Here is a 19,830-nt window from a genome sequence, read left to right on the forward strand (position 1 = left end):
TAATATAAATAACAAATTACTATTCTTAAATTTGATCAGATTGATTGCAAAAAAACAAGATTTTCAATAGGTTGCTTATAATCCTAACTATAGTTAGCCTTTCATAAGTAGCGATGCAACAAAGCCATCCCAATGTCTGGGCACTGGGATGACACCGAAGGGGCTACTCGGATGACAAACCCTGTCATTCCAGGGCGTGACGCTGGTTTCCATCCAAGACGGCAGTGCTTGACACTGGAATGACAAGAAGAGGGCACTGCCCTCCTTGTATGTATTAGATATAGGCTGAGTTGTGGTCGTGATAAATGTGATCGCTTGCGCAATCGAACATTTTCACAAAACCATTCTCTAGATAAAGATTATATTCGTGATGTTGATCTGATAATACAATATTATCTTGCTCCCCTGAATTGAAATGACTTGAATCTGACAGCAATTCGTAATTTGGATTATCTATTTTACTAATGCTGCTTATTACTTTGCCATTACCACTTGATATAGCTAAACTATAACTATCACCATCCTTCATTATCTTGATGGACACCTTATCTTCAGGTAACACTATAAGCTTTTTCGTATCACTATCGTGGATTACGAATTTGCCTTTTTCAAAATAGTATTTGTCTTCCGGCAAAGCACCAACCTTGTATTCTGATGTGTGCAGTTTGTTCCAAAAATCTAACACAGATTGCTTTTCTGCTCCTTCCGCTCTATCATATAAGGCTTTTACATCATTATAATCTATCGTTACATTTGCCTTGTGCTTTCCTTCTGAGTCCTGCTCGTAGCTCTTTTCTATTTTGAGAATTGTGTCTTTTAATACTACCTGTTCTTGCTCTTTCTCCTCCACTGAAGCTGACCTTTTTGCCCTTGTTGGAATTTGTGGCTGATCAGACTGCATTTCACTATTGTCGTTTGATGCAGTTTTCTCTTCAGCAGCTTGTGCAACAACATTAGTAGTACTATGAACTTCTGTCTTAGTTTCACTTACTTGCCCTTTTGGACTTTCGGTTTGTTTCTCTTTTGTAAATATTCTCTGATAGTCCGTGTAGCCTCTATTAGTATCACCGATATCGCCACTGCCTTGATCAAAAGTTATTTTTTTACTTCCATTTCCCATATCTTCAATTTCAACTTGAGGAGAAACAGATGCTAGGAAATCGTTATAACTGTAGTTGTAGTCAGCAGAAAAGAATATTTTCCCTTTGAAATTGTGAAAGTTATTAGACAACATTCCGATTTCTTCATCACCATCAAACAATTTTACTTTAGTGAAATATGTTTGATCTTTTATTCTAACTATTTCACCGCTGGAGTTTCTTTGTATGTGATAATCATTTGGGTCGTACTTTATAGCAAAAAGTTTGCCAGAGCCATATTTCTCTAAGTTTATAAGGCCCACATTTACATGTTTATGGGAATAATCTCTCTTTTCATATTCATGTGCAAATATTGGATCTATGTATCTATATTCATCTGATATATTTGGCATACCTATTGGATGTTCATTTCCATCTTTCGTCACCGGAACAAGCTTATATGTTCCGTCTTTTTCCACTAATTTTAGATGAGTAATACTTTGTGGTAGTTGAAACCTTACATTTGCTCCATGGTCATGAATAAATAGATCACCTTTTTCGGTAATATAAAAGCCCATATTTTTGAATGTATGTAAATTTTCGCCTCCTTGTTTTACAACCGCTTCGTGTACATCGTCGTCTGTCCTATCTGTTCCCTTATTATCCAGTAGTTTTCCTTTTTCTACGATTACTCCATTTGCCTTTTGCTCATCAGAATATTGGGCATGCTCTGAATCCTGATGATTCAAAATTTTGGTACCTCTAAGGAGCAGAGAATCTAAATCTTTTTGGATGTGTCCAGTGCTAGGATGCAACAATTCATTTTCATGTAAATGCGCCTCATCAAAGTATTCATCACGTTCAACTGTTCTGCCATCTATTAGGGAAGCTTTATAATGACCGTTTTCTTTTGTAACTGCCATGTAAGCACCACCTTCGTATGAAACATTTAAGTTGTGTAATATATCCTCAAAAACGAAAGTTTCTTTAGTTTGGCCTTCAACTTGCTTAAAAAATCCTGATTCGCTCAATAATTCTCCAAGCTTTGTATTTCCGTCATATATAGACAGTGCACCCATATCTCCTTGACCATGAGCTTGCATAGAAAAAATCTTACCTTCTTGTAGATCAATATGAGTACCTCTGATTAAGTTTGGATCGATATTGACCAGCCCATCTAATATTTTTGCTGCTTGGGAATTATTTTCAATCTTATCAACAGCTTTGTTTTTTAGTTGATCAAACTTTAAAAATGCTGGTCTGTATTTTGTATTTTCCTCATTACGTAACTCTTCAATAGTAATCTCTCCTTTATGATATTTTTGATACATTTCACCACGTTCTTTATTCAAATTATCAAATTCATCTACCTGATTCTTAATTTCTGTATCATATTTTGATAATATCCTTAAAGCCTGATTTTTATACTCTTGACTGTTTCGATATTCATTACCTTGTTGGTCAGAGTAAGTTAGTTTATCCTGTCCATCGGAAGTTTTTACTACCTTGAGGAAATGATATTCCTTTGATATATCAAGTGTATCATTTGTTGCCCTATTTATAGCACGAGCAACATCATAAAATGCAACGTTTTCTCCATCCATTTTTTCTATATTTGCTTTATAGTAGGATACGTTTTTAATTTCTCCACCCACTATTTCTTGACCAATTGCTATGAAATCTCCTTTTGTAACTTGCAAAGCGTTGAGATGTTCCATTGCAGTTTCTGTATCATTCTCAGCAAGTCAACTTTTGAAGTCAGTATCGTGTCCTTTTATGTCTTTCAAGAAACTTTTTGACTCATCTGAGTTACCTTGACGTAAAGCATCTAGGTAGTCTCTTAATAAACTAGGATCTTTTTCCTGTAAGTACATTATCAACGCATGACCTGTTTTATAAACCAAGCTATTTGCTTCGCTGTCCTTTGAGTATTCTAAACTTAAAATTTTATCTAAATCCAAATTTGCAGCTTCAGTTTTGTCGATACTTGATCCTTGAGAATTGAATTTATGATCTGAATGATGCTCAAAGTAGTCTGCAATTCCTTCCATTAATACTGTAGGTAAAGATTTGCCTCCTGTAGCCAAGTAAGTTAAACCATGTGCAAATTCATGCTGAAGGTTATGAACGCCACCTTGCTGGTAGACGTACATTTCAGCAAAAACGTCAGCTTTCCCTTTGTAGTAACATTTACCACCTTCGTCTCCAAGGTAAGAACCGAAACGCTCGCTTCCGCCAAGGTGAGTGTAATCATCCTTGTCATCAAACATGTAAATTTTAAATGTTTGTTCTGAACTGCCGCGTTCTAACTCGAATGCGTTTTTAAAATTAGTAGCTGTTTCTCTTATCTCACTTTCAATGTTAGCAACTTTACTTGCTCTTAAATTGTGAGAATAAACCTCTACTTTAATATTTAAATCTTCAACTTCTATAACATGTGGCGAATTAAACCCTTTGCCGTTATTGTTGAAATATTCTGCTTTAGTTATATTTTTATTTACTTGTTGACTAATTGTCATAATTTTAACCTCTAATTTGCTGATCTTTCAATATCAAGCATAAAGTAATTTCCCTAAAAAAAACGTAAATCCCTGTATTAATATAATTTATATCTTAATAAATAAAGTATAGATAGTTAACTTAATATGTAAAATTTAGAATATGGCTGAAATTCTATACAGCTATATTCCGGAATCACATTGGACAAGGACAAAAGCAAAGTGGTTTATTGACTTTCATTCCACCAAAGCACTATACTAAAACCACGATGGGTAATTAGCTCAGTTGGTAGAGCACTTGCTTGACGTGCAAGCGGTCGCTGGTTCGAACCCAGTGTTACCCACGTTTTTGTTTATGAAAAGATTTTATATGACAGCAGTGCATAACGGTAAACACTCAGCAGCGCAGTCCAAGCGCTTAATCTATTCCATAATAATAGTTGCGATAACAATGTTTATGGAAATAGTAGGTGGAATAATTTCACATTCGCTTGCTCTATTATCAGATGCAGGGCATATGCTCACTGACCTCTTTGCCTTAGTTTTAAGCTGGTTAGCACATAGGTTTTCAGCTAAGAAATCCGATTTGCAGAGATCATACGGATATCATCGGTTGCAGATAATTGCAGCATTTGTTAATGGTTTAACTCTATTCCTCATTGCAGTAATCATTATAATTGAGTCAATAAAGAGGTTTATTTTTCCAGTCAATGTTGAGTGGAAAGTAATGTTAGTAATTGCTACACTTGGCCTGATCTCTAATATCATAGTCTTTTTTATATTGCATAGTAAATGCGAGAGCAATATAAACATAAAAAGTGCTGTACTACACGTTATAGGAGATATTTTAGGTTCTGTAGCTGCTATACTTGCATCCATAATTATCATGTTTACTGGATGGCAAATGGTGGATCCGATTTTATCGGTATTTGTCAGTGTAATCATTTTGAATAGTGGCTACAAAATTCTAAAGAATTCTTGCCACATACTTCTTGAAGGTACACCTGAAGGGATATCTACTGAGGAAATAAAAAGTAAGATCACATCAGAATTACCTGAAGTGATAGATGTGCACCACATACATGCATGGTCACTGTCTGATAATTATTTTATAATTACCATGCATGCCAAAGTAAAGCAAGATGCACAACACACTGATATTTTGTATGAGATAAAAAAAATACTACTAAATAGGTTCGAGATAGCACACTCTACAGTCGAGATCGAATACGATGAGTGTGCGGATAATAAAATACTTAAACATTGACGTTTTAAATTATTATGCTATTACTAGAGTGTAATGATGTCAAAGGTAGGCCATGATAGGCATTTCTCAAATACAATTTCCTTCAAAGGAATCTAGCAAGCTAAAGTTTGTTAGTTATTTTGCAGCTTTTGTTTCTTTAAGCATTATCACTAATCCCGTTAATGTTCTTTTTTCTCTTGGTACTATATTCTTCAGGTCTGAAATTAAAACTCTTTATATCTACAAAGAAATAAAAACGGCAAAACAGCAAAAAATGAGCAAAAGGGAATATTGGGAAATATTTTTTAAGAACAATACAATCAAGGTAGCAGCCTTCCTCTTGTTTTCTGCTTTCATAACATATCTAACTTTCACTACCACTTTCTTGCTTATTTCGTTACTGGGAACTATACCACTTACAATGCTATTAATTTTATTGCAGAGTGAACTAAGGCCAAAAGATTTTAACCCATTTACGCTGCTTAAAGCTTCTATAAATTTCTTTTTGGAAGGTATAAAAGAAAATTTACGTGGTATGGTTAATAGTTTTGATATTAAGCTTGAACATTTACTGCCCCATCAATTAAATGATGATATCATTAAAAATATTGATAAATTAAAAGATAAGTATGGTGAAAAAGTATCCGAAGACGTTATTAATGATAGAGAATTTAAGCAATTTATTGAATATATTAATGATTTAAATGAACTTAATTATCGTCAATTTAGTGATGAGGATAAAGGAAGGGTAATTACATTTTTAAATGACTTTTGCAAAGATGATCAAAAGTATAGCTCCCGCTTTACAGGTGGACGGATTTTACTTTTAGTTCTGAAAGCCTGCAATGATGGAGACAGAGAAGCTGTAAAAAATAAAAAAGACGCGTTAATTACAAATTTGCTTGATAGCCAAACTTTCTCTAGAAAAGAGCGAATTCCTAACACTTGCTTCACCGGTATTATCTATAGAATGTTAAGCACGCTAGAGGGTATTCATCCTGATCCAGAAATTAGATTTACTCCTCCTAGGCAAATATTACTTCCAGGAGCACAAAATGAAGCACGTAAGTTCATGTTAGACAGGTTAAAAAACAAGAAAAACAATAAAGAAATTTTTAAGGCTTGGTATGACGTTCAAAATGGTTATGAAGATGATGAAAGTCAAAAAATAGTTGATGATTTTATTTCAGAAGTAAGTATTCCTTTAATGAGAAAATTATTGAGTATTACTTCTCAATATAGTGAACAAATTGTGCTGACGTTAATGAAAAATATTAGCTCTATAAAGTTAAATAAATTACAATGTTGTGAGCTGGTTCAGCACATGAGAAATAAACTGCAGGAGCATGGTTTAGGTGACCAAGAAAGTTTACTCGAAAACATCGGAAAAAAAGTATTCTTAGAGCTATTAAATCGAGATCTACTCGAGACAGATTTTTCTCTCAAGGATTCATCTTTGGATGGAGCTAAAAGAATAGCTAACAAAATAATAATAGGAGAAGTTGAGAAATTTAGGTCAGAAGCTGCTGAAAAGGCTAGGGAAGTTAACTCTATAGAAGTTCAAGTGGATGTTACATTGCGGGGTCTGTCAACCTTGCCGCGAGAAAAGAAGTGTTGCATTGCATATAGCAGACTAAGTGGCCAGTATGAAGGTGATGAGAGAGAGATAATGGAGAACATCTTACTAAAAAAATTAGAGATAACGAAAAAAGAAATGAATAAGATGCTAGAAGAGTATGATATACGTAAACTAAAATTAGCACTTGATGATGCATGTAAGAAAAGTGGAAAAAACATGGAAGAAATGATAAAAGAAGTAGAAGAAGTAGTCTCAAGTCGTTTCTCGCATGAAGTATCTGTTAGTAATATAGCAACAGAGTCAGTACACTTATAAAAATTTATTTTCCTTACCTTGCAGAAGATTCACAATATTTCTGTGGTGTTTTAGGAAGACCAGTGCTCCTATAATTAGTAATGTTAAGAACAAATTCCTCTGAAAAAAAAAGGACCATGCTACAGCCGTTGAAGTAGCACTGAGTGAAGCAAGGGAAGAGTATCTAAAGGCAAGAAAGACTATTATCCAAATTATTACGAATACTAAAGTAATATCAATGTTAAATGCTATCAGTATCCCTAGAGTGGTTGCAACGCCCTTTCCTCCACTGAATTTTAGCCAAATAGGAAACATGTGTCCTAAAACTGCTAAAATTGCAGATACATATATATAAAAATCGTTATTATCACAAAATTGTTGTGCTATATAAACGGCAATAAATCCCTTAAAGGAATCCAGAAATAATGCCAAAGCAGCAAGAAATTTATTTCCCGTCCTTGCAACGTTTGTAGCACCAATGTTTCCTGAACCTACTTCTCTTAAGTTTATCCCTTTTATTCTTGTAATAATTAAGCTAAACGGTATTGAACCGAGTATGTAGGATAGTGTAAGGACTATAACTAACACAGGTAAAATTTACTGATTAATAATCGCAAAATTTCGTCATCCCGCTGCTTGTTAGCGGGATCTATGCTGAGATACCGCGAATAATCCGCGGTATGACATAGGGAAATCTTACTTATTATAGCTATACCTCTCCGCATATGCCAAAATTTAATTGATTTTATTATTCCTCAGCCTTTTTAGGTAGCACTGAACTTCCTCGTTAATCTGATTACTAAACAGTATAAGCGCTGTCATGTTGATAAGAGCTAAACAAGAGAATAAAGTTCCGCCAATATTAGCAATAGCCATTATGTCTTTAGAAAGGCCAGAGAAAAACGCCACAATTATTACCGCTATGCGATATATCACTATACTTTTTGCACCAAACAAATATAACCACCCCATTTCACAACAATATACAAATGAAATTACCGAAGAAAATGCAAACAAAGGTGCAGCTATGGTTAAAAGTATAGGAAACCATGGAGAAACTGTCTCAAATGCCTTTTGAGTAATTAATATCCCTTCACCAACACTAGTCTGGTATGCACCTGTTATTACTATTGTTATTCCTGTTAAACAGCAAATTAACATTGTGTCAAAGCATGGTTCTATCATAGCAACAAGCCCAGTTCTTACTGGTTCTTCATCTTTAGTTGTTGCATGAGTAATTGAAGCAGAACCAACACCCGCTTCGCTGGCAAAGATTGCCCTTTGAATTCCAGCAACAAATGCTCCTACCATCCCTCCACCAACAGCATTGAAATCTATCATAGTGGAAAATAATATTTTTAACGTATAACCAAGGTTATGAATATTAAATGCAATAATAATAATACAACTAAAGATATATATAAGTGACATAATAGGCACTAGTGCAGAAGATACTCTAGCTATCCTTTTAATTCCGCCAATAATCACTAGAGCAAGCAGCGCAGAGATTATGGAAGAAAGAAACCAAGAGTGACCATCTACCCAACTTGAATAGCCAGATAATATTGAAACCATTTGATTGGTTTGAAACGCTACACTTCCACCAAGACCTGATAATACAAAGAATACTGCATACATGGCAGCCAGCACAATACCAAGTTTTTTAAATCCAAATTCCTCCAGACCATTCCTTATATACTGAAAGGGACCACTAAACAATTGGTCCTGATCTTCTGTTCTATGTCTAAACGCCAACGTTACCTCAGCAAATTTTGCTGACATACCAAAAAAACCTGTAATCATCATCCAAGGCACCGCTCCTGGCCCTCCCATTGAAACTGCAATTGCGACTCCAGCAACAGTTCCAAGACCTACTGTGCTTGAAAGTGCAGTCATAAATGCCTGAAAATGCGTAATATGACCATCATGGTGATTCGTGTCATATTTTCCACATAAAATAGCAAATGCATGCTTAAACATTCTTATGTTGAGAAATCCAAACCGTAATGTTAGAAACACATAACCAAAAACTAGTAGAAGGATTATAAATGGCACGTAAAGGATCTTGAAAAACAGTACTTCATTCATGAAATTATTTATTCCGTTCAACACAGCGTCATAACTTTCGTAAAAACCTGAAGCAGCGTACACATCATTAAACAATAGGCAAAATAACACCATACAAAGCAATCTATAAATCATGTTAATACCCTTTAGAATTGTAATAAGAATCTATTGTATTCAAAACTTTCCTTCTTAGTAGATATATTGCAACAGCATTTGGAATCATAAGGCACATAAACAAACTGTCACCTAGATAAGATATAAATTCTATATTCTTTGACATACAGCTGATATACACTGAAACCACTATAAGAATTTGGAACGGTATCAGTATTTTTTTACTACCAAATAAATACAGCAAAGCAACTTCACAGTAGTGACAATAAGCTATTATTGTGGAAAATGCAAAGGAAAACATCATTAGCGGAAAAACTAACTTGCTGAACAAGGGCAAAGCTGTTGAAAATATCGAACTAATTAGTGTAATATCACCCACGTTATCAGTGCTATGCATACCAGTGATAATTATCACAATACCAGTCAAAAATGAGATTAATATTGTGTCTATAAGTGGTGCAATCATTGCAACGCACCCAACTTTAATTGGATCTTCTTCTTTTACAGCTGAATGTGCTATAGCTGCTGTTCCGGTACCTGCTTCGTTAGCAAACGCTGATCTTCTCACTCCGGCTATTAATCCGCTCAATACTCCGCTTCCTATAGCTGATTTATTGAAGATATCTTGGAATATTATGGATAGAGCATTCAGCAAATTACTTCCGTTTACATAAATTAAATATATACACATACCCACATATAGCACTATCATAATTGGTGCTAAGCTCGTTGAAACGAAAGCAATGCGCTTTATTCCTCCCAATATTACAATAAAGACAAGCAGGGATATAATAATGGATGCGTTGTATTCTAGGAGGTTATTTGATAGTGCTGCTATTTGATTTGCTTGAAATGGTATACCGCCCAAAATCATTGCAATAAGTAGCATAATCGAATAAGTGAAGGCAAGAAATCTACCAGTTTTTGCAAATCCAATTTTTGCAAGCCCGTACTTCATGTAATAAAAAGCCCCGCCAGTTGTATTTTCAGAGCGATAAGTAAATGCAAGCACCACCTCGGCAAACTTTATCGACATACCAAGTATTCCGGTAATTACCATCCAAAAAACTGCACTTGGGCCCCCTATTGTGATAGCTATTGCAACTCCTGATATTGTTCCAAGACCAACTGTTCCTGAAATTACTGTTGCAAACGCTTGAATATGAGTGATTATGCCATTGTTGCTGTTATTACACTTTAGATTGAATAGCGTCTGTATTCCATATTTAAGTAACCTAAAGTTAATGAATTTGAACTGGGCAGTACAAAAGATTCCAGTTGCAATTACCCAAATAATTATAAATGGAATGTTGAATATCCTTATATACAGAAATGAATTTAATAGTTCACTTATCTTCAAAATCATGCAGTTTTCTATTTTTTGTTAGCTAACGAGTTTTATATGTAAAATATATGTAAAACCCGATGCTTATTGGAATAGTAAGTGTATACACTATACCTAAAATTGGTAGAGTCATCCAGGGCTTACTGATGAAAAATACAATAAGTACTCCAAAAAATGACACAAATATATAGGATAGGCTTTTGGGAACATAAATATATTTTGCAGAGAAAGTTGGAATGTGACTTATCGAAAAAAATGAAATGGCCAGAAAGTAACAAGCTACGTTTCTTGTGTTAAAAAATCGCTCTATGAGAAGTAAGTATTCACTCTCATGAGATTGAAAGGTAATAATTATTGGTAACAAAGAAAGTAAAGCACACACTGGAGCTGGAACACCAGAAAAGAAAAATTTTTCCCAGTATGGTTGTTCTGAGTGTAGCGAAACATTAAATCTTGCAAGTCTTATTGATATGCAGATTACGTATATCATTACTAAAATCCAACCTATGACTTTGATTTCGTTTAGCTTCCAAAAATACAAAAGAAATGCAGGCGCTGCACCAAAATTTAGAAAATCTGCAAAAGAATCAAGCTGGGCTCCAAAATCGCTAGTTGATTTTAGAATTCTAGCTATTCTGCCATCCATTCCATCTATTATTGCTGCAATGGTGATAAAAATTACTGAGAATTCCCATTGTTCATTAAATGTAAATTTAAGTGAAGTGAGACCAGAACATAAACCCAATAAAGTTATAAAGTTTGGGAATAATTTAGTAATAGGTAAGAATCTACTGTTACTTCCATCGTTATTCATATAACGTCAAAAGTAAGCTTCTCTTGAACGTTTTCCTTATTTAAGTTTGCTATAATTGTTTCACCACCAATAACAGTTTGCCCTTCTGAAACTCTGACTTCTGTATCAGCAGGAACATAGATATTCACTCTACTGCCAAACCTTATAATTCCAAACCTTTCACCTGCTTTTACGTTCTGGGATACTCCTAAATTACAAACGATACGACGTGCAATTAATCCAGCTATTTGCTCCACAATAATTTCTTTCCCCTTTTCGTATTCAATTACAATAACCTGCTTTTCATTTTCATTACTAGACCTATTGCTCATTGCGGATACAAACTTGCCTTTTTTATAACTCATTTCCTTTATCGTACCAGATATTGGTATACGGTTCACATGGACGTTCAAAACACTTAAAAATATGCTAACAAGCGTAAACTTCTTCTCCTCTCCGTTTTCTGCTGATAAAGGATAATTAACTTCTTCAATTTTTGAAATCACACCATCAGCAGGACTTAATATAAGATTCTTATTGTTTGGCACAGCTCTTGCTGGATCACGAAAGAAATAAGTACACAATAATGTCGGAAACAAGCACGTAACGCCAAACCCCCAAGATATAGAGAATGCTATACACGTTACTATAAAGGAAACTACTATAAATGAATAACCTTCCCTGTTTATATTAGGTAAACCAAAACACATAATCTTATTAACAATAACCTATTGTTAACAATTTATCATTTATAATTTCTCATGAAAAGCTTTTTTTAACTGCTTCAGCAAAGTCTTTTTGATACAAGGTAACATTACAGATTGTTATATTAGCACATAGAATTACCGTCATACTGTAACAACCCGTCCAACACAAAATCTAATGCCTAAGTTTAGATCAGAAAACTGATTCTTCTAAAAGTTGCTCACTATCCTCGTCTATTATGATAGAATTATCATGATTTCTGAGTAAATCTCTGATTTTCGTTTCTATTTCATTTGCGACTTCTTTGTTTGTTTTTAGGTAAGTTTTTACATTCTCTCTTCCTTGCCCAAGACGTGTGTTGTTATATGAATAGTAAGCGCCTGCTTTTTCAAGCACACCAAGCTTTGCTCCCATATCTATTATTTCTCCGAGTTTTGATATACCTTCATTGTACATTATATCAAATTTCGCTTCTCTAAATGGAGGAGCAACTTTATTTTTTACAACTTTAACTCTTGTTTCATTACCTGTAACATTTTCTTTGTCTTTTATTACACCAACTTTTCTTATATCAAGCCTTACAGAAGTATAGAATTTTAATGCATTTCCACCCGTGGTAGTTTCAGGATTTCCGTACACTACTCCTATTTTCATACGAATTTGATTAATAAATATCAATATACAGTTCGCTTTTGAAACGGCAGAGGTTAGTTTCCGTAGCCCATGACTTAGAAGCCTTGCTTGCAGCCCCATATGTTGATCACCCATATCACCTTCAATTTCAGCTCTTGGAGTTAATGCTGCGACAGAGTCAATAACTATCACATCAACCGCACCAGAACACACTAAATACTCAACAATATGCAACGCCTGCTCTCCAGTGTCTGGTTGTGAAATCACTAAATCATCAGTGCTTACCCCAAGTTTACGAGCATATAAGACATCCAATGCATGTTCTGCATCGATAAATGCGCATGATCCTCCTTTTTTTTGTGCTTCAGCAATCACGTGCAAGGCAAGAGTGGTTTTACCAGAACTCTCGGGGCCAAATATTTCAATTATACGCCCTTTTGGCAGACCTCCAACACCTAGAGCCGAATCAAGCGCAATTGATCCTGTGGATATTGTGTCTATTTTTTCTACAGGGTTTTGCTTCAACTTCATTATTGCACCTTTACCGAATGCTTTTTCAATCTGGCTTATTGCGTTATCTAGCGCTTTTTGTTTATCACTATTTCTTTCTTCTGGGTTACTTGCCATAGATCATTTATTAATTTATATAATTCTCTATGGTAATCAAACGCGAATAACCTGCCAAGGTTTTTCTAGTATTTATGTATTATTTCAATGAAAAATATTAACGTTTTCATAAAGCAGATATTTGTTTGCCTTCGTTAGTAACACACTATACTTTAGTGTACGAACGTTGCAATTTGCAGCATAGCAGGTGGTGTCATCCAAGTAGCCAACACTGAAATGACTAAATTCGAAATGGCTACATGAATTTATTGTAAATTACTACCGTATAAGGTGCGATGCAACAAAGCCATTCCAGTGTCAGCTACTTGAATGACACCTCTTAGATGGGTCAGCTACTCAGATCTGCCATGAAAACTGCAACCCTAAATGTTGGAGCACTGTCGTACACTAAGCGCTGTAATGACAATTTTAGTCGCTTCATACACTTATCATGCTAGTCATAACAGAAATAATTTTTACCAAAGATATTTATGAAATAATTGACATAGTTTGGAAATATGTATATTATAGAACATTAATAGTTAGTTAATTTGTAGGTGTAATGTGGCTAGAAATGTTTTGAATGAAAATGAGTACCACGCTTTAAAGCAGTTGTTTTTAACATTTAATATTCAAAAGGAGGATGTGGTAAATTCTGACATTAAGAATATTAAGAAAAAGCTTAGTCAACAATACCGTAAATTATCGTTAAAATATCACTCAGATAAAAACCCAAACAATAAAGAAGCGGAGGAGAAATTTAAGATTATTGCATTAAATAAGCCATTTTTCGAAGAATTTATAATAGAGCCATTGGAGAAAGGTCTCAATAAAAGAAATAATTTAATAAAAGAATTACGCGGTAAGTTGTGGAGTCGCAGTTATGAAGAATTGCAAAAATACTTAGATGATAAGTGCAGAAATAAACTCTATAATAAGCAGCAGTCAATTAACAATAATGTAACTGCTTATGTAAAATATTCTTCTTATTCAAATCTCTTAGGAGTTCTTTTAGTATCCTTCACATCAATTGCATTTTTAATAATTAATGGTATTTCTTCTAATGTACCAATAGCAGTAGGTTTTCTTGCTCCCTTGTTAGCAGGATCTATTTTGAGTCTAGCTGTTAAGAGCATTTATACTAGAAATGGGAAAGAGTTTAATCATCAGACTAATATTTTATTATTGTTTAACTTTGACCAAGAATGCGAAAATTTTTCAAAGAGTGATAGGACTAAATTAAAGTGGCTAAAAAATTCAGTTATTTTGAGCAACACAATCTGTACATCTTTAATGTTTTTCGGTGTGGGATTAGATTTAGTTGCCAACGGCTTTGGTATAACTAACTCTATGATGTTATCCGGCTTATTACTTTCATTACCATTCACGCTTTTAATTGTTACTTCACCTATTTTAAATGCTGCAAGTAATTATATTCTCAAAAAGACAGCTATAAATTCAATTGAGGAGCAATTTAAAGGTGATGATCAGTTTATAGAAGTCGATAACGAAAAGCCAAGCAGTACTATGAGCAATCAAAGTTATTTCCCCATCGGTCAGTTAATATCATCAAAGTTAGCTATTCTCCATAGCGAAGTCTCTAGCTAGGAACAATGAGCCACAGATTAGTATGGTTTTGACGTTTTGGGTAGAGGCTTTTAATATGTGATTTGATATTGCATCGCCAATTGATTCACATTCAACTGCCTTTATTTCTATGTTATTGGCTTTTTCCCTAATCAAATTTGTATTTGTTGCTTTAGGTTCAGACTTAACACAAACCGCACATAGTAGTTTGATATATGGTTTTAAGTGTTCTAAGAACTCTTCTACATTTCTGTTACGAGTAACACCAAAAATTATATAGACACCTTCAGCAAAGTTATCTCTTACCCACTGAGATAGTACTCTAGCACCATCATTATTGTGTGCACCATCTAAAAATAATTGCCAATCTTTCGGTAGTAGGGAAATTAAATTACCTTCTTTTATAGACTCTAGCCGTGCAGGCCAATAAGTGCACTGTAAACCTGAAGTGATATCCTCTTCTCCAATATCAAATTCATACTTTCCACTTAAAATACTACATGCTGCAATAGCATTGCCTGCATTAATCACCTGATGATCACCCTTTAAAGATGGCAAAGGAAATTCTATTGATTGAATAGCTGATTGAAAAACCATTTTGTTGTTCTTTTTTTTGCAATTCCATTCAAGGCCTCCTCTATACAGAGGAGATTTCTTATTTATTGCATGGAATTCTAGTGTATTCATTATAGACTTTTTTTGTGGTGCTATTACACAAGGAATATTAGGTTTCATTATTCCAGCTTTTTCACCTGCTATGGTTTCTACAGTAGGGCCAAGATATTCTGTATGATCAAGTGCAATGGAAGTAATGATTGTTAAAATCGGATTATCTATAACATTTGTTGCATCAAGCCTTCCACCCATACCCACTTCAACTAAAGTTATATCGGCTTTATGACGAAAAAAAGCTAAAAAAGCTGCAATAGTTGCAGCTTCAAACAGAGTGATAGGTTGTTCTGCAATTACGGCACGGCATTCTTCTAACAAGCTATATAATTCATTATCGTCGATATAACTGCCTGCAATAACTATTCTTTCATTAAAATTCACCAAATGTGGAGAAGTGTATGCGTGTACCTTATACCCTGCTGCTTGCATTATATATCTTATAAATGCTAGTGTTGAGCCTTTCCCATTAGTTCCAGCTATATGAATTGCGGGAGGCATTTTTTTCTCGGGGTTATCTAGTTTGCTAAGAAAGCCTTTTATGCGATCAAGAGAAAAATCATTCGGCCTGCTACCAAGTGGCTTAGGCCAATGAGGCATATATATCATAGATTGTTGTTACATTTTAATTCATCTATCACACTTGCTATGCCATGTGTGTCGATTTTTTCACTAAATTGATAACGTTGATTAATAGCAATACTTATTCCACTCATTACAACATCACTTATCAAGAAAGAACTGTTATTTTTAGTAACTTTAAAATCAATATTTGTAAATTCTTCATCACCGTAAGAAAATCTTGTACCAATTAAGCAAGTTTCATCGTCAACTGCTTTTGTACTCATTATGATCATTTCACTATCATGCATGTATTTATATAAAATTTTAACGCACAAACGCGTAAGATACACTTCATACTCTCTTAAAAAATCTTCTTTTTCTTTTTGTTTAACTAAAGCCCAATGTTTCCCTATAACGAATTGCGATATTCCTTTGAGGTTAACATTGTTTTGAATGACCTCCTGAAGCTTTTTTTGCACACATTCCCGGTTTTTTTTATTCTCCTTTGTAGATATACCATCCACTTGTTGCTTCATAGTATGCACAAAAATTTTGTGATCTGTACAATTAGTGTAAGCACTTGAAGAAATTACAATAAAAACAATGATAGTTAAAACTTTAGTAATGTTCATAAGATATATTTATTAGCTATGATACTTAGAATGCAAAGTTTAATAAAGATTAAATAATAATCGCTAGCTTTAATATATCTATAGACACACCTTGTATAAATCATCTACAATTAATTAAGGGTCTGTTCTATGCGTTATGAGTTAAGTTAAATTTCCCGAGCGATAATTTCTAGTCAAGGGAATTGCCTCTGTTAATTTCGTTGAAATTGATAAGCGATGCCCACCTTAACTTTAGTCTCAGGAATCTACTAAGGCTGACGGTAGATACGGATCCTATTTTGATTGGTTTAACATTTATGCTTCATCAATACAAAGAACAGGGTGTTTTCCTATGTTTGCCTAATGAAGTATTCCAAATTGTAATTGATGTTGAAAGGTATCCTGATTTTGTTCCTTGGTGCAAAGCCGTTTATATAAAAGAAAAAATTAACAACCAAATGGTTGTGGATCTCCTCGCAGCTTTTCATGGAATTAAAGGTAGATATACATCAGAAGTTACTTCTCTTTCTCCAAGTGGAACAAATGAAGGTTGGATAAAAGCTGTATCATCAAATGGAATATTTAAACATCTATACAATGAATGGCAATTCATTCCCATAGATGAAAATAAAACTATGGTAAAGTTTTATATAGAGTTTAAGTTTAAGTCCAACTCATTTTCCACTTTATTAAACTCAGTACATAAGTATACACAAAGTAAAATAATTGCTGCATTTAAAGATAGGGCTGAAAGCCTTGCTAAACAAAAGTTATCTTGACATTATTAATATAAATGTATAATTTTTTTTAGTAAGTTAAGTGTTTACATTGTAATGATTTTTAGACTATTGTTTTTATTAATTTTCATAAGTGTTAATTCTTATGCAGTTGTTAAGCAAGATTTATCCGATAACCAATACATTCAAAAAAAACCCAATGAAATAACATCAAATGAGCTATTATCGCCATTACCTGATGATAAATTATTAGGAGATCCAAAAGCACCAATTCTAATGATAGAATATGCTTCATTAACTTGTTATCACTGCTCTCTTTTTCATAGGAATGTTTTTCCTAAAATTAAAGAGAAATATATAGACACAGGTAAGATGTTATATATATTTCGTCATTTTCCTTTGGATTACAGAGGGCTAAAGGCTGCAATGCTAAGTCATTGCTACGAAAAACAAGAAGACTACTTTAATTTTAACAAAGCTGTTTTTAACTCAATAGATTCGTGGAATTACTACAATTTAAGTGATTTGACTTTACTACAAAGAATTGCTGCACTAAGCAACTTAAAGCAAGATGCATTTAACCAATGCATTAATGATAAGAAAATAATGGATAAAATCGTAAATGATAAATCACTGGCAATTAATAAACTTGGTATCACAGCCACTCCAATATTTTTCATCAAGCTTAACGATGATAAATCATATATAGAGCATAATAAAGTTAAACATGGAGGGTATAAAGAGCTGAAATATTTCACTAATGTGATAGATAAATTATATGGAAAAGCTATAGTGAAGTAATACCACTGTAGCTTACCATATAAAAGACTCTATGCTGAGTCATTGTTTTTCACTACTGTTTGTTGTTTTTTACGCTCAAACTCTCTTTTTTTACTGTGCCAAGTGTAGTAATACATAGCGATTTTATTCTCTATTAATACTATTGTCCCATCGTAAAACTGAACCATATCCATAACTTTTCTCTGAGCTTCATCAAAACGTTCTTTATACTTTTCACGATAAGCTGGATTATGTAGTAACATAACCCCTTCATTCTTGTTAGATTTTTTGTTTAACGTTTCAACTTCACCAGCAATAGTATAAGACATATAACCCCCTCTAATTGATTATAAAAATTATATTTTAAAAAGAGAAATGCGCATAAACAATCCCTTTAATTCTAGCATAATAATCGACTGTTTATTATACTAGTTAACTATAGTACGATATATAATAATTTTTGTCACTTAAAATTTTATACTATGAAATAATAACTTAAAATAAATGTTTTTATTATTTTAAACTATATTATTATATTTATAAATTGTGTATGAATTAAGTCTCCCTAATTTATAATATATGCGTAATAATTTTAGTATAAAATTGTCATACATAAGAAATCTATTTGCAAAAGAATATAAAAAAATACAAGAATATTGTATTCTTGAAAAAAAGCAACATATTCAAATTGGCCCTAAAGAAGGAAAGCTATTAAGTTTATTTATAAAAATCCAAAAAATCAAAAGTATTGTTGAGATTGGCACGTTATACGGTTACTCGTCGATTTGCATGGCAAAAGCTCTACTAAAAGACGGTCATATATATACAATAGAAAATAATCCTCAACACTCAAGAATAGCAAAAAAAAATTTTAGTGCTTTTAATCTAAGTGATAAAATTACTCTAATAGAAGGCGATGCACTGGAAAAAATTAATGAATTATCAGCAAAAGCACCATTTGACATGATATTTATTGATGCTGACAAAAGTAGTTATCCTAAGTATTTAGATTGGGCAGAGTCATACATTAAACAAGATGGGCTAATCGTTGCAGATAACACTCTACTGTTTAACACAGTATTTTTAGAATCGCCTCCAAAAGAAGCATCAGAAAAATCATGGCATGCCATGAGGGAGTTTAATAATAGATTATCAGATGAAAAAAAATATTTCTCTATATTGATTCCAACTGATGAAGGAATGACTGTAGCTTTAAAGCTAACATAAGTTAAAAATCAAGGTCAGCATAATGTTTAGGAGGGATTAAACCAGAAATCCTCTCTAATAATATCTCACGAAAACAAGGCTTTGATTTAACAATGGAGTACCATTCTTTTAAAATTTTACTTTTTTCCCATGGAAAACTACTTACATAATCCATTACGGAAATATGCGATGCTAAAGTAATATCAGCTAAAGTGAACTTATCAGTTGCAAGCCAAACGTTCTTGTTAATTAAGTGTTCGATGTATTCCATATGGCAAGGCAGGTTATGCTGAGCTGCATGAAGAAATCTAGAGTCAGGGCTGCGGTTAGTAATTACTTTTTCATTCATAATATACTTAGTAACTTCATTGTAAAATTTGTTATCGAACCAATTGATTAGAGCGCGTATTTTAGACTTAATAATAGTGGATGAACCAAGTAATTTGACGTCGCTATTGTAAGTCTCTTCTATATATTCACAAATGGCATTACTATCCGCTATTACAAAGTTATTATCTATTAACACTGGTACTTGCCCGGTTGGATTGATCTCCATAAATTCATTCCGCTTTTCCCACGGATTTTCATACACTAGATCACAGCCTAATTTTTTTTCTTTTAGAAAAGCTCTAACTTTTCGTGAAAATGGACAAAGAGGAAAATGATATAAAATCATAATGTTTCTCTTTTGTTATACCAATATCCTTTTTTTGTTAC

The 19,830-nt window shown here is 33.4% G+C and carries 19 protein-coding genes, 1 tRNA gene and 1 other RNA gene; 8 read left to right on the forward strand and 13 right to left on the reverse strand.

Going from position 1 to position 19,830, the window contains the following annotated elements; all coding sequences use genetic code 11:
• Positions 1-101 precede the first annotated feature (101 nt).
• From ONI09_RS01180 to ONI09_RS01190, 3 genes are read right to left on the reverse strand one after another with little or no spacing between them, the layout of a single operon-like run.
• Positions 102-257 carry a hypothetical protein gene (locus ONI09_RS01180; protein ID WP_265014170.1) on the reverse strand — a complete coding sequence of 52 codons (156 nt, stop codon included), beginning with the start codon at positions 255-257 and terminating at the stop codon, positions 102-104.
• Positions 258-274: 17 nt separating this feature from the next.
• Positions 275-2,797, reverse strand: a complete 2,523-nt coding sequence (locus tag ONI09_RS01185) for a surface protein-related protein (RefSeq protein ID WP_265014171.1) — start codon at positions 2,795-2,797, stop codon at positions 275-277.
• Positions 2,798-2,824: 27 nt separating this feature from the next.
• Positions 2,825-3,598: a collagenase gene (locus ONI09_RS01190; protein WP_265014172.1), complete on the reverse strand. Its 774-nt coding sequence runs from the start codon at positions 3,596-3,598 to the stop codon at positions 2,825-2,827.
• Positions 3,599-3,848: 250 nt separating this feature from the next.
• On the opposite strand from ONI09_RS01190, the gene ONI09_RS01195 reads away from it, so the two are divergent.
• The 3 genes from ONI09_RS01195 (at position 3,849) to ONI09_RS01205 (ending at position 6,717) form a co-directional block, all read left to right on the forward strand.
• Positions 3,849-3,921 (forward strand) — tRNA-Val (locus ONI09_RS01195).
• An 11-nt stretch (positions 3,922-3,932) separates the two neighbouring features.
• Positions 3,933-4,844 carry a cation diffusion facilitator family transporter gene (locus ONI09_RS01200; RefSeq protein ID WP_082246115.1) on the forward strand — a complete coding sequence of 304 codons (912 nt, stop codon included), beginning with the start codon at positions 3,933-3,935 and terminating at the stop codon, positions 4,842-4,844.
• A gap of 52 nt (positions 4,845-4,896) precedes the next feature.
• Positions 4,897-6,717, forward strand: coding sequence for a hypothetical protein (locus ONI09_RS01205; protein ID WP_265014173.1), 1,821 nt, complete (start codon positions 4,897-4,899; stop codon positions 6,715-6,717).
• Here ONI09_RS01205 and plsY read toward each other — a convergent pair.
• The 6 genes from plsY to recA all read right to left on the reverse strand — a co-directional run bounded on the left by plsY (position 6,712) and on the right by recA (position 12,980).
• The gene (gene plsY / locus ONI09_RS01210) at positions 6,712-7,284 is read right to left on the reverse strand and encodes a glycerol-3-phosphate 1-O-acyltransferase PlsY (RefSeq protein ID WP_007548744.1); all 573 of its coding nucleotides are present in this window, start codon (positions 7,282-7,284) and stop codon (positions 6,712-6,714) included. The two genes, ONI09_RS01205 and plsY, sit on opposite strands and share 6 nt — an antisense overlap.
• A 147-nt stretch (positions 7,285-7,431) precedes the next feature.
• Entirely contained in the window at positions 7,432-8,898 is a 1,467-nt protein-coding gene (locus ONI09_RS01215; protein ID WP_077188354.1) for an alanine/glycine:cation symporter family protein, read from the reverse strand.
• 1 nt (position 8,899) lies between these two features.
• On the reverse strand, positions 8,900-10,243 hold the full coding sequence (locus ONI09_RS01220; protein WP_265014174.1) for an alanine/glycine:cation symporter family protein: 1,344 nt from the start codon (positions 10,241-10,243) through the stop codon (positions 8,900-8,902).
• Between the two features lie 22 nt (positions 10,244-10,265).
• Positions 10,266-11,036, reverse strand: coding sequence for a CDP-alcohol phosphatidyltransferase family protein (locus tag ONI09_RS01225; RefSeq protein WP_265014175.1), 771 nt, complete (start codon positions 11,034-11,036; stop codon positions 10,266-10,268).
• Positions 11,033-11,725 (reverse strand): phosphatidylserine decarboxylase, encoded by a 693-nt coding sequence (locus ONI09_RS01230; protein WP_265014176.1) that lies wholly within the window; start codon positions 11,723-11,725, stop codon positions 11,033-11,035. The genes ONI09_RS01225 and ONI09_RS01230 overlap by 4 nt, the downstream gene beginning before the upstream one ends.
• A gap of 187 nt (positions 11,726-11,912) precedes the next feature.
• Entirely contained in the window at positions 11,913-12,980 is a 1,068-nt protein-coding gene (gene recA / locus ONI09_RS01235; RefSeq protein ID WP_265014177.1) for a recombinase RecA, read from the reverse strand.
• Between the two features lie 624 nt (positions 12,981-13,604).
• Between recA and ONI09_RS01240 the strand changes: the two genes are divergently transcribed.
• On the forward strand, positions 13,605-14,567 hold the full coding sequence (locus ONI09_RS01240; RefSeq protein WP_265014459.1) for a J domain-containing protein: 963 nt from the start codon (positions 13,605-13,607) through the stop codon (positions 14,565-14,567).
• Here ONI09_RS01240 and ONI09_RS01245 read toward each other — a convergent pair.
• The gene (locus ONI09_RS01245; RefSeq protein ID WP_265014178.1) at positions 14,535-15,824 is read right to left on the reverse strand and encodes a bifunctional folylpolyglutamate synthase/dihydrofolate synthase; all 1,290 of its coding nucleotides are present in this window, start codon (positions 15,822-15,824) and stop codon (positions 14,535-14,537) included. The genes ONI09_RS01240 and ONI09_RS01245 overlap by 33 nt on opposite strands.
• Entirely contained in the window at positions 15,821-16,411 is a 591-nt protein-coding gene (locus ONI09_RS01250) for an MlaC/ttg2D family ABC transporter substrate-binding protein (protein WP_182321265.1), read from the reverse strand. The genes ONI09_RS01245 and ONI09_RS01250 overlap by 4 nt, the downstream gene beginning before the upstream one ends.
• A gap of 116 nt (positions 16,412-16,527) precedes the next feature.
• On the opposite strand from ONI09_RS01250, the gene ssrS reads away from it, so the two are divergent.
• The 3 genes from ssrS to ONI09_RS01265 all read left to right on the forward strand — a co-directional run bounded on the left by ssrS (position 16,528) and on the right by ONI09_RS01265 (position 17,928).
• Positions 16,528-16,688, forward strand: a non-coding RNA gene (gene ssrS, locus ONI09_RS01255) — 6S RNA.
• A gap of 19 nt (positions 16,689-16,707) precedes the next feature.
• Complete coding sequence (locus ONI09_RS01260; protein ID WP_265014179.1) at positions 16,708-17,169, forward strand: type II toxin-antitoxin system RatA family toxin; 462 nt, start codon at positions 16,708-16,710, stop codon at positions 17,167-17,169.
• Between the two features lie 54 nt (positions 17,170-17,223).
• Positions 17,224-17,928 carry a DsbA family protein gene (locus ONI09_RS01265; RefSeq protein WP_065094498.1) on the forward strand — a complete coding sequence of 235 codons (705 nt, stop codon included), beginning with the start codon at positions 17,224-17,226 and terminating at the stop codon, positions 17,926-17,928.
• 29 nt (positions 17,929-17,957) lie between these two features.
• On the opposite strand, the gene ONI09_RS01270 is transcribed toward ONI09_RS01265, so the two are convergent.
• Entirely contained in the window at positions 17,958-18,236 is a 279-nt protein-coding gene (locus ONI09_RS01270) for a DUF2671 domain-containing protein (protein ID WP_006279425.1), read from the reverse strand.
• Positions 18,237-18,486: 250 nt separating this feature from the next.
• Here ONI09_RS01270 and ONI09_RS01275 point away from each other — a divergent pair, with 250 nt between their 5' ends.
• Positions 18,487-19,134, forward strand: coding sequence for an O-methyltransferase (locus tag ONI09_RS01275; RefSeq protein WP_265014180.1), 648 nt, complete (start codon positions 18,487-18,489; stop codon positions 19,132-19,134).
• 1 nt (position 19,135) lies between these two features.
• Here ONI09_RS01275 and ONI09_RS01280 read toward each other — a convergent pair whose 3' ends face one another.
• Entirely contained in the window at positions 19,136-19,789 is a 654-nt protein-coding gene (locus ONI09_RS01280; RefSeq protein WP_065094500.1) for a glutathione S-transferase family protein, read from the reverse strand.
• Between the last annotated feature and the right edge of the window lie 41 nt (positions 19,790-19,830).

It is taken from the genome of Wolbachia endosymbiont of Drosophila pseudotakahashii (genome assembly GCF_026015925.1).
GTDB classification, from domain to species: domain Bacteria; phylum Pseudomonadota; class Alphaproteobacteria; order Rickettsiales; family Anaplasmataceae; genus Wolbachia; species Wolbachia pipientis.

Excerpts from the sequence above, each read along its gene's own strand:
- ONI09_RS01185 (WP_265014171.1), bottom strand. The coding sequence starts at position 2,797 with ATGGAACATCTCAACGCTTTGCAAGTTACAAAAGGAGATTTCATAGCA.
- ONI09_RS01190 (WP_265014172.1), bottom strand. The coding sequence starts at position 3,598 with ATGACAATTAGTCAACAAGTAAATAAAAATATAACTAAAGCAGAATAT.
- ONI09_RS01200 (WP_082246115.1), top strand. The coding sequence starts at position 3,933 with ATGAAAAGATTTTATATGACAGCAGTGCATAACGGTAAACACTCAGCA.
- ONI09_RS01205 (WP_265014173.1), top strand. The coding sequence starts at position 4,897 with ATGATAGGCATTTCTCAAATACAATTTCCTTCAAAGGAATCTAGCAAG.
- ONI09_RS01215 (WP_077188354.1), bottom strand. The coding sequence starts at position 8,898 with ATGATTTATAGATTGCTTTGTATGGTGTTATTTTGCCTATTGTTTAAT.
- ONI09_RS01220 (WP_265014174.1), bottom strand. The coding sequence starts at position 10,243 with ATGATTTTGAAGATAAGTGAACTATTAAATTCATTTCTGTATATAAGG.
- ONI09_RS01225 (WP_265014175.1), bottom strand. The coding sequence starts at position 11,036 with ATGAATAACGATGGAAGTAACAGTAGATTCTTACCTATTACTAAATTA.
- ONI09_RS01230 (WP_265014176.1), bottom strand. The coding sequence starts at position 11,725 with ATGTGTTTTGGTTTACCTAATATAAACAGGGAAGGTTATTCATTTATA.
- recA (WP_265014177.1), bottom strand. The coding sequence starts at position 12,980 with ATGGCAAGTAACCCAGAAGAAAGAAATAGTGATAAACAAAAAGCGCTA.
- ONI09_RS01245 (WP_265014178.1), bottom strand. The coding sequence starts at position 15,824 with ATGATATATATGCCTCATTGGCCTAAGCCACTTGGTAGCAGGCCGAAT.
- ONI09_RS01250 (WP_182321265.1), bottom strand. The coding sequence starts at position 16,411 with ATGAACATTACTAAAGTTTTAACTATCATTGTTTTTATTGTAATTTCT.
- ONI09_RS01260 (WP_265014179.1), top strand. The coding sequence starts at position 16,708 with ATGCTTCATCAATACAAAGAACAGGGTGTTTTCCTATGTTTGCCTAAT.
- ONI09_RS01265 (WP_065094498.1), top strand. The coding sequence starts at position 17,224 with ATGATTTTTAGACTATTGTTTTTATTAATTTTCATAAGTGTTAATTCT.
- ONI09_RS01270 (WP_006279425.1), bottom strand. The coding sequence starts at position 18,236 with ATGTCTTATACTATTGCTGGTGAAGTTGAAACGTTAAACAAAAAATCT.
- ONI09_RS01275 (WP_265014180.1), top strand. The coding sequence starts at position 18,487 with ATGCGTAATAATTTTAGTATAAAATTGTCATACATAAGAAATCTATTT.
- ONI09_RS01280 (WP_065094500.1), bottom strand. The coding sequence starts at position 19,789 with ATGATTTTATATCATTTTCCTCTTTGTCCATTTTCACGAAAAGTTAGA.